At 48.2% G+C, this 13120-nt stretch carries 8 protein-coding genes; 5 read left to right on the top strand and 3 right to left on the bottom strand.

All coding sequences use genetic code 11. The features are described 5' to 3' along the window. Nucleotides 1-754: 754 nt before the first annotated feature. The gene (locus tag J7439_RS03200) at nucleotides 755-5605 is read right to left on the bottom strand and encodes an NAD-glutamate dehydrogenase (RefSeq protein ID WP_209200394.1); all 4851 of its coding nucleotides are present in this window, start codon (nucleotides 5603-5605) and stop codon (nucleotides 755-757) included. Between the two features lie 571 nt (nucleotides 5606-6176). Between J7439_RS03200 and rpmB the strand changes: the two genes are divergently transcribed. The 4 genes from rpmB to J7439_RS03220 all read left to right on the top strand — a co-directional run bounded on the left by rpmB (nucleotide 6177) and on the right by J7439_RS03220 (nucleotide 8848). Then, nucleotides 6177-6413, top strand: coding sequence for a 50S ribosomal protein L28 (rpmB, locus tag J7439_RS03205; protein ID WP_101745336.1), 237 nt, complete (start codon nucleotides 6177-6179; stop codon nucleotides 6411-6413). A gap of 33 nt (nucleotides 6414-6446) precedes the next feature. Next, nucleotides 6447-6614: a 50S ribosomal protein L33 gene (gene rpmG, locus J7439_RS03210; protein WP_034834535.1), complete on the top strand. Its 168-nt coding sequence runs from the start codon at nucleotides 6447-6449 to the stop codon at nucleotides 6612-6614. Nucleotides 6615-6825: 211 nt separating this feature from the next. Then, complete coding sequence (trhP, locus tag J7439_RS03215; protein WP_209200402.1) at nucleotides 6826-8151, top strand: prephenate-dependent tRNA uridine(34) hydroxylase TrhP; 1326 nt, start codon at nucleotides 6826-6828, stop codon at nucleotides 8149-8151. Between the two features lie 31 nt (nucleotides 8152-8182). Then, a complete protein-coding gene (locus tag J7439_RS03220; protein WP_209200404.1) occupies nucleotides 8183-8848 on the top strand; it encodes a hypothetical protein in 666 nt (221 codons plus the stop codon). 42 nt (nucleotides 8849-8890) lie between these two features. Here J7439_RS03220 and J7439_RS03225 read toward each other — a convergent pair whose 3' ends face one another. Next, nucleotides 8891-9313 (bottom strand): H-NS family histone-like protein, encoded by a 423-nt coding sequence (locus tag J7439_RS03225; protein WP_209200405.1) that lies wholly within the window; start codon nucleotides 9311-9313, stop codon nucleotides 8891-8893. Nucleotides 9314-9904: 591 nt separating this feature from the next. Here J7439_RS03225 and J7439_RS03230 point away from each other — a divergent pair. After that, the gene (locus J7439_RS03230) at nucleotides 9905-11749 is read left to right on the top strand and encodes a Na/Pi cotransporter family protein (protein WP_209200406.1); all 1845 of its coding nucleotides are present in this window, start codon (nucleotides 9905-9907) and stop codon (nucleotides 11747-11749) included. Between the two features lie 66 nt (nucleotides 11750-11815). Here the strand turns inward: J7439_RS03230 and J7439_RS03235 are convergent, their stop codons facing one another. Continuing rightward, a complete protein-coding gene (locus J7439_RS03235; protein WP_209200407.1) occupies nucleotides 11816-12934 on the bottom strand; it encodes a hypothetical protein in 1119 nt (372 codons plus the stop codon). Nucleotides 12935-13120 lie beyond the last annotated feature (186 nt).

Below are 13120 nucleotides of genomic sequence, written 5' to 3' on the forward strand. Positions count from 1 at the left end.
TTCCTTCATTGACCTCCAAACTCCGTTCGTCCTGAGCGGAGATTGTACACATCAAACTCATTGAAACCATGCACTAGCTGCTTTATGTGTTATAACAGCGTAGTCACCATTTGTAAGTTTTTTGTAAACGATGGAACTTTATTACCATATTGCTTGTCTCATATAGTGAGTCTCAAATGAGTTGCTCCTTGTGTGTTAAGTGTTGTTAATGTTGAAGCGGTATATGTTTCCCCGCATCTATCGTGTAAAGCCAGTGTCCTTTTTCAGGATGCTGGCTTTTTTTTAATTTTTTTTATTTTTCAGGGAACTTTTTGGAATTTTGCTTGTCTGAGTATATGAGGATGAGAAAAAGTCAGTAGTTTGATTCTGGTTTCTTGTTGCTCACTGTGTGTTTTGTGTTGACAGTAACTTGAGTGGTAGGCTGCTCCCCTGTAGCCGAAGCTATATAGCCAGCATCCTTCCCCCGGATGCTGGTTTTTTTTTGCCGAATTTTTATCCAACCGAGTCTAAAGAATGACCATTGTTGACCGTTAAAGAACCTGTAGCGGTGGGCTTGGTTGATTACTTCCATGGGATGCTGGGTCACCCGGATCACGAGAAACCCTTAGTTGTGTACTTTGTCGATGTTGCTGTAACAATAGAGACGTCATGAAACGGTCATCTTCCCCTGATGACCGTTTTTTTTGCGCCTGTATTTTTCATTTCTTTATCTCTCTATTGACCAATTTGCTGCCGCAGCAGCAGGGCAGTCTCCTTAGCTTGAGGCAATAAGCGACAGTTCCTGTACCGCTACTGACAGCATGGCAAGGTTTTGCTCTCTGGCGGATTGTATTTCCCGGATTGTCGCTTTCCAGCGATCAATCAGCTCAGTATTTTTTTCCAGCCACCGTTTAAGGCGCTCTTCCGGCTTTCCCTGTGAATGGGTCAGAACATGGATACAATTATCGTTGAGGGTTCGATCCAGCTGATCTTTCAGAGATGATTGTGCCTTGCGTTGCCAGAGGTCGTTAACCGGCAGTTGACGAATACGTTCTCTTAACCACGGCAGGCACAGGTAATCCTCAAGGGCAAAAAAGACAGAGGCCACATCAGTAACGGTAAATTGATATTCATTAGCCACACTGACCATAAACAGTACGTAATACAGATACCGAAGGCCCGCACAGGTTTCCGCCAGCGTTTGCGGCAGCTGTGCTTCCTGTAGCCGGGTAACCCTGCCACCCAGCCAGGCGCAATCTTCCTCTCCCAGCAGTTCCGCCAGTTGTCCACTGACGGCACAGACACCCGGTTTATAGTTACTGATAAGCGACTCTATATCCATAGGGCTGCCATGATTCTTCAGCAACCAGATGCAGGCTTTTTCGATATGCTGCTGTACCCGAAACAGTTCTATTCTCTGGATATCATCTTTGACATCAAAACCCAGGCTTTCAAACTGATCCCAGATGGCTGGAATGGAAAAGATCTCTTTTATCGCCATAAATGCCCGGACACAATTAAGCTCCGACTGTCGGGTTTCCTGATGGATATACTCGATAAACGTCGCTCCCATCCGGTTGCCAACCTCGTTGCTGAGATGGGTCGCCAGTATTTCAGTTTTTAATGGGTGATGTCTGATCTGATCAGGGAACTGGTTACGAAGCTGTGATGGAAAATAGTCCAGCAGTTTTGTTGCCAGTGTCGGATCGTCAGCCACATTGGCTGAGACCAGGGATTCAAACAGCTCCAGCTTGGTGTGAGACAAAAGAATGGCTATTTCCGGCCGGGTAAGCCCTTCACCGGCTTTCACCCTGGCTTTAATTTCTGTATCCGATGGCAGGCCGTCCTGAGCCCGGTTAAGACGCCCTTTCTGTTCGAGCCTTCTGATCAGGAAGCGATGGTCATTAAATAACAGGATATTCTGTTGCAGGCTCAGGCTTAGCCTCAGGCTCTGTAAAAAGTTATGCCTGAGAACCAGTCTGGCAATCTCATCCGTCATACTGGCCAGTAAACTATTACGCTGTTTTATGGTTATATCACCATCATCAACCATCTGATTGAGCAGAATCTTGATGTTTACTTCATGGTCTGAGCTGTCGACCCCCCCTGAGTTGTCTATAGCGTCGGTATTGATCAGGCCTCCTCTGCTGGAGAACTCAATTCTTGCCAGCTGAGTCAGGCCCAGATTTCCGCCCTCCCCTACCGCGCTGGTATTCAGTTCGCTGGCGCTGATCCTGACATTATCATTGGACCGGTCCCCGGCATCGGCATTGTTTTCACTGCTGGCTTTTATGTAAGTACCAATGCCGCCATTCCACAATAGATCCGCTGGCGCTTTCAGAATCGTTTGAATAAGTTCCGCGGGTGAGAGGATGGTTTTATCCGTTGCCAGTGCGGTTCTGGCCTGCTTGCTCAAAAGAATGCTTTTCAGCTGGCGACTGAATACACCGCCACCTTCTGATAGTTTGCTGCGGTCGTAATCGTCCCAGGATGACCGGGGTAAATTGAACAGGCGCTGACGCTCATTGAAGCTGACTGAAATATCCGGATCAGGATCAATAAAGATATGCTGGTGGTTAAAGGCGGCGATCAGACGAATATGGCTGGAAAGTAGCATGCCATTGCCAAATACATCACCGGACATATCACCAATACCGATGACCGTAAAATCCCGGGTCTGGGTATCGATTTCACGCTCTTTGAAGATCCTTTTTACCGACTCCCAGGCACCCCGGGCAGTGATCCCCATTTTTTTATGGTCATAGCCCTGGCTGCCACCAGAGGCAAAAGCATCCCGCAGCCAGAACCCGTAGGATTCTGATACATCGTTGGCAATATCGGAAAAGCTGGCGGTGCCTTTATCCGCTGCCACCACAAGATAAGGGTCGTCATCATCGTAGCGAATGACGTTTTCAGGAGGGATGATGTGTCCGCCCTGCAGGTTATCGGTCAGATCCAGAAGTCCGGAGATAAATGCTCGATAGCATGCAATCCCTTCCGCCTGTATTTCTTCCCTGGAGCCGTTGGCCGGGAGATTTTTGGTGACAAAGCCCCCTTTGGCCCCGTGGGGAACAATAATGGCATTTTTGATCATCTGGGCTTTGACCAGCCCCAGAATCTCGGTGCGGAAATCCTCCATCCGGTCTGACCACCGTAATCCTCCCCTGGCAATCTTCCCGCAGCGCATATGGATGCCTTCAAAGCGAGGCGAGTAGACAAATATTTCAAACATGGGTCTTGGCTGAGGTGAGGTTGGAATCTTTTCCGGTTGCAGTTTGAACGACAGATAACCTTTTGGCTCCCCCTGTTTCTGATAGGCGCTGGTTCTCAACATGGCCTCGATGACGCTGAGAAAGTGACGCAGGATCCGGTCTTCATCAAGGTTGGCGACACTGTCCAGCAATTGGTAAATCCTGTCAGAGCAGGCATTGGCCATGTCATGGCGATCACCACGGAAATCCGGATAAAAACGGATGCTGAACAGGTCTACGATTTCACGCACCACCGATGGGTTACTGTTCAGCACTTTCTGCATATAGCTCTGGCTGAAGGGCACTGGCAGTTGCATCAGGTATTTGGACAGAGCCCGGATGAGCACAACCTGCTCCCAGTTCAAACCGGCTGAAACCACCAGCCCGTTGAACCCGTCATTCTCCATTTCTCCCTTCCAGGTGCGAATAAACACCTCATGGAACTGCTCCCGCAGATGGGTATCTTCAAGGTTGGAGTGGCTTGATGGGTCAACTTCCGGTGCGTTTATATTGACTGTCAGAGCGTTATCATGGCCGTCAGGCTCAATACTGAAATCAAGCACCCAGGCATTTTCCTGACGGCAGGGGTTGATGGCGTAAGGTCTTGCGCTGCTTACCCTGACACCCATCTTCTCAAGAATGGGAAGTACATCTGAGAGTGCCAGGAGTGGGCCTTTACCCAGCACCCGAAAGTGCCACCGATAATGGTCGGTAACCGGACGGTAGAGACTGGTTCTTATCTGATGACTGTCTTTTATCGATTCCAGACGTTGAATGTCTGCTACTGCCTGGCGGGGGGTAACATCCTCCCGGTACGCGGCGGGAAATGCCTGCAGATAACATTGTGCCAGCCGGTTACCCGAAGCCTCACCAAATGCCTCTTTTAACGCCTGTTGCAGGTGATCTGTCCAGTTCAGCATCGCTTCATGAATCATGGCTTCCAGCCGTTCAACATCGATATCCTGCTGGCTGGCATGACGACAATGCACGGTAAATTGCAACTGCGCCATTGGGTTTTCCGATAGCTGAACATTGAAATCAATACTGTTGCCACTCAGCTCACTGAGCAGGATCTGTTGCATCTGTAAGCGAAGTTCTGTGTTGAAATTATCTCTGGATACGTAAATAAGCACCGTAATAAAGCGGTCATAGGGATCGGGACGAAGGAATACTTTCAACTGCCGCAATTCATGGCAGTCAAGAATCCCGTTGATGACGGCCTTAAGTTGTTCAAAACTTGTCTGCAGGAGCTCGTCCCTTGGGTAGTTATGAATAATGTGGCGCAGGGCATTACCCCGGTGGCTGTTTATCGGGCAGCTGTTACTTTTTAAAAGCCTGGCCACTTTCTTTCGTATCAGCGGAATATTATCCAGCGGAACGTTGTAGGCGGTTGAGGAAAACAGTCCGAAAAAACGCCATTCTCCGGTGACTACACCGTCATCGTTAAATTGTTTTATCCCGATATAGTCCAGGTGTGCGGGTCGATGAACCGTTGAGCGGCTGATGGATTTGGTGATAACCAGTAACTCAGGTGCCTGAATTTGTGAGGCAATATAGGGGGACAGTTCTTGCTCTACCGGATGCTGATGGGAGGCCTCCCGAAACGTCCCCAGACCGGTTTTGCTGTTGGCGCGCAGTCTTAGTGTGTTGGACCCATGGATGATCTCGTAATAGCGGAAGCCGATGAACAGAAAATTGTCTTTTTTCAGCCACTTCATAAAAGCAAGCGCTTCTTTCTGTTCAGCATCCGGTAATGGCACAGGGTGGCTTTGACACCATTGAATGGCGTCATCCAGCCTGGTTTGCATGGCCTCCCAGTCAGAAACCACTTTATGAACATCCGCAACGATAGCCCGAATACCGGCAGCGACTTTTTCTAAATCCAGTTGTTCCGGTTGGCGGTCTATTTCAACCCGAATAACGGCCTCGGTTATTTCTGCCTGTGGCGTGCTGATGGCTTGCAGCTGACCTGTACTGTCCCTCGCTAACCGAAGAGTGGGGTGATTCAGGCTGTAAACTTTTATTTTCTGACGATCAAGCTCCATCAACACAGAAGACACCAGAAAGGGCATATCATCCGTGATAATTTCAACAATGCTGTGTGTGGAGTGCCAGTGGTGGGTTTCCGGTTCCGGGTTGTAGACGCGGATCTTGATTTGTTCCGGCTGCCGGGCCTGTAGAAACTGCCACAGGCAGAGGAGTGCGCCATAGCAGTCATCGGTATTGATCCGGGTCAGGTCTTTGCTGGCAACTCCCTGGTAGTAGGCATCAGCAAGCGCCTGTATTTGCTCATATTCTTTGGTTGACATGCGCTTTGCCAGAAGCGATTGAACCTGATTAACGATGATGGCTCGAAAATCGGTAAAGCGGTCCATGATATTCCTCTGTCACTGGAATTGAGTACGACAAACTGTCCCACTGGATTTGCCGGGTTATGCCATAACTGTCAATGCTTATGGGCCAGAATAAATTGATCACCACGACGTCCTGTCAGTGGTTTTCCGCAGTGACAACTTTTGGGTGACATCGATCAATACCGCTGTATAAAATTGCGTTTGCTCTATTGGCAATGAGCCGATTAAACAGTGTCTGGTTGCGTTAACAATGTCAGCCTGGCTTTGCTGACAGCCTTCTTGTTGAGCTTTTCTGTCAAGCTGCTCGTCAAGCCTCTCGTCAAGATAGTCGAGAAATAGCTAAAATGCCTTGGGATTGCTGATTTTGCGGGGGCTAAGCATAATCCGTAGCCCTGATGGAATTTGCAAGCGGCATCCAATTCTGGTATAAAGCCCGATCTTTGTATGAGGGTAGCTGCTGATGAGTCTTGAAGGTCTCTTGACTCTGTAACCATGGGCAGATCTGCCCGAAGCAGACACTGGAATTCAGTTAAGTTTTCCGGCCTCATGGCTGGTGATTTTGGTTTAAGAGACGGTTTGAGAGGCCATCCACATGTCCAAGGTTTGTCAGGTTACCGGCAAGCGCCCGGTTACCGGGAATAATGTTTCCCACGCTCAGAACAAAACCCGTCGTCGCTTCGTGCCTAACCTGCACCACAAGCGCTTCTGGGTTGAAAGTGAAAAGCGCTTTGTGCGCCTGCGTGTTTCTGCAAAAGGCATGCGTATTATCGACAAGAAAGGCATTGATGCCGTTCTGGCTGATCTGCGCGCCAGCGGTCAATCTTTTTAAGTCGAGACAGCTAACTTAGCAGGAGCATAAATCATGGCTAAAGGTATTCGTGAGAAAATCAAGCTGGTTTCCAGCGCAGGCACTGGTCACTACTACACCACCACCAAGAACAAGCGTAATACGCCTGACAAGCTGGTGTTCAAGAAGTATGACCCGGTTGTTCGCAAGCACGTTGAGTACAAGGAATACAAGATCAAGTAAATCTTGTTTGCTTTGCTCTGGTTCGTATCAGGCAAACTGATACGGACCGCCACTCACTTCTGTTGCGCTATCCCCCCCTCTGTTAATATTCCTCTCAGGATCAAAACCTGCCATCCCCTGCTTTGCACTTAGGAACTGTGTGCTCTCACTACTGTTGCATTGTGGTTGCACTGTTATAATGCGCGCCATTCAAGAACATCAGCTGTAGGTCATGATGAAACCGGAACTCCTTTCGCCAGCGGGAACACTGAAGAATATGCACTTTGCTTTTGCCTATGGTGCAGATGCTGTTTATGCTGGCCAGCCCCGCTATAGTCTGAGAGTCCGCAATAACGACTTTAAACTGGACAATCTGAAAAAAGGCATTGATGAGGCTCACTCCCTGGGCAAAAAGCTGTATATGGCCAGCAATATCGCGGCCCATAACAGTAAGGTGAAAACCTATCTCCGGGATATGGAGCCGGTTATTGCCATGGGGCCTGATGCACTGATCATGTCCGATCCGGGTTTGATTATGATGGTGCGTGAAACCTGGCCGGATATGCCAGTCCACCTCTCAGTTCAGGCGAACGCGGTGAACTTTGCCACGGTAAAATTCTGGGCCAGGCAGGGGGTTGAGCGGATTATTCTGTCCCGTGAGTTATCCCTGGAGGAGATTCAGGAGATCCGGGAAGAGTGCCCTGATACCGAGATTGAGGTCTTTGTTCATGGTTCACTCTGTATTGCATACTCGGGCCGCTGTCTGCTCTCCGGTTATATCAACAAAAGGGACCCGAACCAGGGAACCTGCACCAATGCCTGTCGCTGGCAGTATCAGGCCCATGAGGCAAAAGAGACTGAGAGCGGTGATGTGATTCCGGTCAGTAGTAGCCCTGCGATGGTTACTCCAACCCTGGGGACTGGCGAAACATCTGACTCTATTTTCCTGCTGCAGGAAAAGGGGCGTCCGGACCAATATATGCCTGCTTTTGAAGATGAGCATGGCACTTATATCATGAACTCCAGGGACCTCAGGGCTGTCCAGCATGTTCGTCGCTTAACGGAGATGGGCATTCACTCCCTCAAGATCGAAGGGCGGACCAAATCTTTTTATTATGTTGCCAGAACCGCCCAGGTATACCGTCAAGCCATTGATGATGCCGCAGCGGGTAATCCTTTTGATATGGGCATGATGGACACTCTGGAGAATCTGGCCAACAGAGGATATACCGAAGGCTTTTATCGTCGCCATGTGCACGACGAGTATCAGAATTATGAAACTGGTAACTCCCGGGAAAGCAAGCAGCAGTTTGTCGGTGAAATTGTTGATTTTGACGATCAGCAGCTAACGGTGGATGTGAAAAACCGCTTTGAGTTGGGAGATACCCTGGAGCTGATGACCCCCAAAGGCAACTATGTGTTCAATCTGGAGCATTTGGAAAATCGTCGTGGTGAGCGTATTGATGTAGCTCCCGGATCGGGCCACCTGGTAAAAATACCAAAGCCTGACGGTGTTTTGCCAAATGCCCACTCACTGCTGGTGCGTAATCTGCCCTAATCCGGTGATATTCTGAGTCGATAAGATCGTTATGGATCTTACGACCTTTACCAGTATTTTTTCCGGCTCTGCCTATAAGCCGTTAAGCCAGCATCGACAGGTGATCCTGGATGCCCTGGTGTTATTGAACAGGCAGTTGCAGAGCCGGTTAACTGCCGATGACCAGTGGCATGAGCGGGCGAAATGGCTTGTTGATTTTCTGCCAGCTGTGGAAAAACTGGAGCAGGAAATTCTGGCCAGGCTCAACCAGCCAACATTGACCGCGCAGCCCAAGGGGCTGGTGCTCTCCCTCTTACAGACTCAGAATAACCTTGCACACCTGATCTGCCGACTGGCTGAGCGATTAACTTATCGACCTCCCAGGCTTACCGAAGATTTGCAACGTTCTGTTGAACAGCTGAACCAGCACTTTGCCAGCGTTGTATATAGCTTGAAGTCGGGTATTGCAAAACAGGATCGTTTGGGTATCGCGGGATTTAAAAGGCGACAATCCCTGGCTTTGCTGGAGGTCAATCAGGAAGTAAAAATGGCTGTGGATGAGCTGCGGAATATGATTTCAGCCTGCAAAGGTGAAGTCTTTCAACATGAAGGCGAGTTGGACCCTCTTGATATGGCTCTTTTACTACTGTCCCTTGAAGATATGGATGACCTGACACTCTGGATTCGCTCAATGGTCATCCACATGCAACAGATATAACTGACCAACAAATGAGAAGCGGATTTTCACAAATTCCTGGATCTACTTAATAATGCACTCTGCCCGCTTTTTCTGAGTTTTTTCCAGGTACTCCTGAAAGTCTTTTGGTAGTCTTCCAGTGGTTGAGCCCTCCCAGTACACAGTTTGTCCGGCTGGATTTTCATATTGAAAGGTATGCTTTGTGACAGTTCGTCGACGTTTTCCCGTTTTTCCCGGGTCGTTAATGTTGTCCAGATCTGAGAGCGTAATACCAAGTTCCGCCATTTCTTTGTGTATAGCGACAATGTCTTTCATTTTTTTCTGTCGTTTTGCATCCTCTTTAACCCTGGATTGCAATTTTTCCTTATGTACCCCTTTCAGGCGGTCCAGAATCTTTTCCAGCTCCTGAACACTGACATCTTTGAATAGTGAGCGAATCCGGGATTTACTACCTAGCCGATGATGTAACTCATCCAGTAATTTCATTGTATACCCTCAATCTACTGGAGCCTTTGACCGTATGAGGCGGTAAATAATGCATCAACACGGACATTAAGAAAGTCGACAAATATCTATAACCTAAGACTGGAACGGTTACCTGTCAGTTACGCAGGTATAGGGTAATTCACAGAGTGGTTCTGCTTATTACTCGTTCAATATGAATAAAAGTAATGTATTTTGTTTGATTGGCAAGAAAATGGTGAGTTTGACCCTTATAAAATACTGCTCTTCATTTTACTGGTTACTCCTGTTAGCAGTCGGTTACTGCCCTCTATTTATCAAGTTATAAGGCACATGTTTTATTCAAATACTTTGCTGGATTGTATCGAGTAAGTCAGGGCCGTAGCCTTGGCTCAATGAGGCTTTTTGTTGTCATCCATGTTGCAATATTTGACCAAACCCTTTCTTTCGCTCCGTCGTTTTTCAGCCAGGGCTGAACCTTTTTCCCGATGGTGATTAATTGAAGATCAGATACATTGGAGGGATCCTGTTTACCCGTCGATAACAGACGCTATAGCCCCATATTTTCTGCATTGGGAATGGGTCTTACTGGTTATCCTGGATAAGTGACTAAATATGCTCGGACGCGTTGTTCTTCCAACAGCACTGCTGCTGTTGACTTACGGCTTTTGGGTTAGCTCAGAGCTTCAGGTGATCACGGCAGGTGTGGTTATTTTTCTGCTGGGCATGGTTTATCTGGAAAAGGGGTTTAAGGTCTTTACGGGGGGGATGCTTGAGGCGTTCCTTCAGAAAACCACTGACAGTCTCTGGAAAAGTCTGGCCTTCGGTATCACCACAACCGCTGTCCTGCAGTCCAGTTCGCTGGTTTCCGTTATTGTTATTTCATTTCTCAGTGCCGGCCTGATTGGGCTGACTGCGGGCGTTGGCATCATTTTTGGCGCAAATCTGGGCAGTACTGTCGGTGCATGGTTAGTTGCCTTGTATGGTATGAAGTTAAAGCTGATTTCCTATGCAATGCCATTACTCGTTTTCGGTTTGATTTTGAGGAGTCAACGGGAGAAAGCATTCAGTGGCTTCGGCTGCATCTTGCTGGGTATTGGCTTTCTCTTTCTTGGTATTCATTACATGAAAGAGGGTTTTGAAGCATTCCAGACTGTGATTGATTTCAGCAGCTTCTCCATGGAAGGAATGCAGGGCATTCTGGTATTCACACTCTTTGGTGTTCTGGCCACCATCATCATGCAGTCAACCAATGCGGTACTGGTGCTCACCTTTTCTGCCCTGGCAGCGGGTCAGCTGACTTACGATAATGCGTTAGCACTGGCTATCGGTTCAAATATCGGTACCACCATAACAGCAGTGCTGGGAGCGATGGGGGCAAATGCAGCAGGGAAACGATTGGCTGTGGCACATATTACGTTTAATGTGGCCACCGCTGTTCTGGTTATCCTTTTGTTGCCCCAGTTAAAGGTGCTTGTGGATTTTACTGCCGGATTTTTTCCGATCGGGGCAGACGACTACACTCTGAAGCTTGCGATGTTCCACAGTCTCTTTAATGTCATGGGAATAGTCGTTCAACTTCCTTTTTTCCAGCTGCTTATCCGTTGGCTGGAGTCGCTTTTTGTCGATCCTGACAGGCAGTCTCATCTGAATCTTGCCACTGAGGATAATCCTGCCATTCACCGGGCGCGCTACTTAACCCCGGCAACACTGAATTATCCGGATACGGCGCTAAGAGCCCTGACCCGGGAGTGTGACCATTTATACAGAAATACACTCGAACTGATCTGTTATGGGATATATCTTACCGGAGACAAGCTGAGGGAATCGGACAGTCTGACGGATCTGGTGAATAGCTGGATGCGTGATGATCAGCCCTGGACCATAAAAGAGCTGTATATCCGGCATATCAAAGGTATCTATGCGGACATTATTCATTACTCAGGAGCCATAGAAGGAAATCTTCCGAGAGCGCAGGTGCAGGAGTTATTTGCGCTAAAAGTTGCCTGTCGAGATTTTGTCCAGGCCATCAAACATGTCAAGCATATCTATAAAAATATGGGGCATTACCTGCATTCGGATAATGAGCAGATACGCCACCAATACAACCAGCTCAGACTTTGTCTTGCCTCAGTCCTGAAGCTTATTGATGTATTGGGAGTCCGACGAAATTATGATCATATTCGTCAGCATGCGGAACAGTTAAAGCAGGAGCTTAGCGAGCAGGATGAGCAGATGCACAGAAAACTGAATGAACTCATTCGCTCCAACCAGGTTGACTCATTTATGGCCAGCTCTTTGATGAATGACAGTGCTCATGTACATGATGCCTGCACCAGTCTTATTGATGGAGCCGTGATTATGTTGACCAGGGATCGCGAAGAATATCGAGAGATCGATCTTAATTTTGAGGCTCGTTCTACTCCTCCAAAAAACGTTGCTGGTTCTTTTGAAAAATGAGTGGGCCATGAATTACTCACTGACCGACCTCGTTCAGGTTTCCAGACTCGGGAGAAGCGACAACTATTATGTATGCAGTGACTCCAAGGGGATTTTCACACCCAGAAGCTCATCAGCGAAGCGGATAACTGCTAACTCTGCTGCCCTGATTTCGTCATTAGCAAGTTGGGTTTTGTTGGCAGCCCCAGCGAAATTCAACACGAGATTTGCGTCGGCAAAACGGCCCAGATCTGTTGAACAAATACCAATTTCTTCCGTCAATCTCTCAATTTCATCCTCAACTTCATCCGTCAATCTCTCAGCATTCAGATGATCCTTACTGACTGCCAGTGATAACCTCAAGGCCGCTTCATTGCTCAGGGTGGCCGGGTTGTCGCTGTCCTCCGTCAGAAGTGCTTTCAGGAGCCAATTCTGGTTGTCTTCCAGCAGCACGAACAAACTTGACTTCGGATTGAACAACGCCTCCTGAAGCCCCATGTATATCTGAGCCAGCTTTTCGGCACATTCAGGCTGCCTCGGGTAGCTCAGACAGGCAGCGAGGTGGGCGACGGTTTCCCGGTTAAAGTCGCCATAGGGTACTGGCTCATCCAGACATCCGAAGCCCAAATTGCCGGTAATCTGCCTGCCTGCCAGGGTTAATGCATCTTTCAGAAGCGTCTGCTGTTGCGGAGTAAATTCTGGCTCCGGGAATGCGTAGACAATAAAGTGTTCCAATAATGGTTGTCGGTAATGGTTGAATGTCGTTGGTGGACCCTGGTATCCCACGGGTTGGGTAATTACCAGCTGATTATCTTCCGCCGCTTTGTCTCTTAAAATTACGCTGGGATTGGGGTCTGGAATGTCATGGAATTTCTCAGCAAAAAAATGAATTGATTCCGGATCCGCGCAGTTGTTAGCGGCCAGCAGGATTTTTATGGCATTCAACTGGCTGGGTTCTGCAACCAGGATTGAATGCAGTTTAAAGTAAGTGGTGAAGTTGTGACACATTTGTGCGAGTACATCTGCAGGAACATTTTTCAGATTGTCACCCAATTGATTCAGCCGGTTGGCCAGCACCTCCGCCCACGGTTGATTGCCAAAACTTTCAGCCGTGTACTGGTTTGTTGATTGCGCCGGCAGCTGCTGTTGAACAGGATGAGGCATGATGGTCTGGATTGTGCGGGTAGCTGTAGCTGAAGGAAACATAAAAACTCCTGTTAATTAATAGGGACAACCAGTTTCCATAAGCTAAACGCAAGCTAGAAAAGCCAGTGATATCCTTAATTTATATCAAGCAGGCTGTGTGAACAGCACTGACCGTATGTAGACCTGTCAGGTCAAGGACCCGAAAAGTTCGTCCGTACTGTTTTGACACTGTACGGTCAGATTAGT

It is taken from the genome of Salinisphaera sp. G21_0, assembly GCF_017744115.1.
GTDB lineage: Bacteria > Pseudomonadota > Gammaproteobacteria > Pseudomonadales > Endozoicomonadaceae > Endozoicomonas.

Excerpts from the sequence above, each read along its gene's own strand:
- trhP (WP_209200402.1), top strand. The coding sequence starts at position 6,826 with ATGATGAAACCGGAACTCCTTTCGCCAGCGGGAACACTGAAGAATATG.
- rpmB (WP_101745336.1), top strand. The coding sequence starts at position 6,177 with ATGTCCAAGGTTTGTCAGGTTACCGGCAAGCGCCCGGTTACCGGGAAT.
- J7439_RS03220 (WP_209200404.1), top strand. The coding sequence starts at position 8,183 with ATGGATCTTACGACCTTTACCAGTATTTTTTCCGGCTCTGCCTATAAG.
- J7439_RS03235 (WP_209200407.1), bottom strand. The coding sequence starts at position 12,934 with ATGTTTCCTTCAGCTACAGCTACCCGCACAATCCAGACCATCATGCCT.
- J7439_RS03225 (WP_209200405.1), bottom strand. The coding sequence starts at position 9,313 with ATGAAATTACTGGATGAGTTACATCATCGGCTAGGTAGTAAATCCCGG.
- rpmG (WP_034834535.1), top strand. The coding sequence starts at position 6,447 with ATGGCTAAAGGTATTCGTGAGAAAATCAAGCTGGTTTCCAGCGCAGGC.
- J7439_RS03200 (WP_209200394.1), bottom strand. The coding sequence starts at position 5,605 with ATGGACCGCTTTACCGATTTTCGAGCCATCATCGTTAATCAGGTTCAA.
- J7439_RS03230 (WP_209200406.1), top strand. The coding sequence starts at position 9,905 with ATGCTCGGACGCGTTGTTCTTCCAACAGCACTGCTGCTGTTGACTTAC.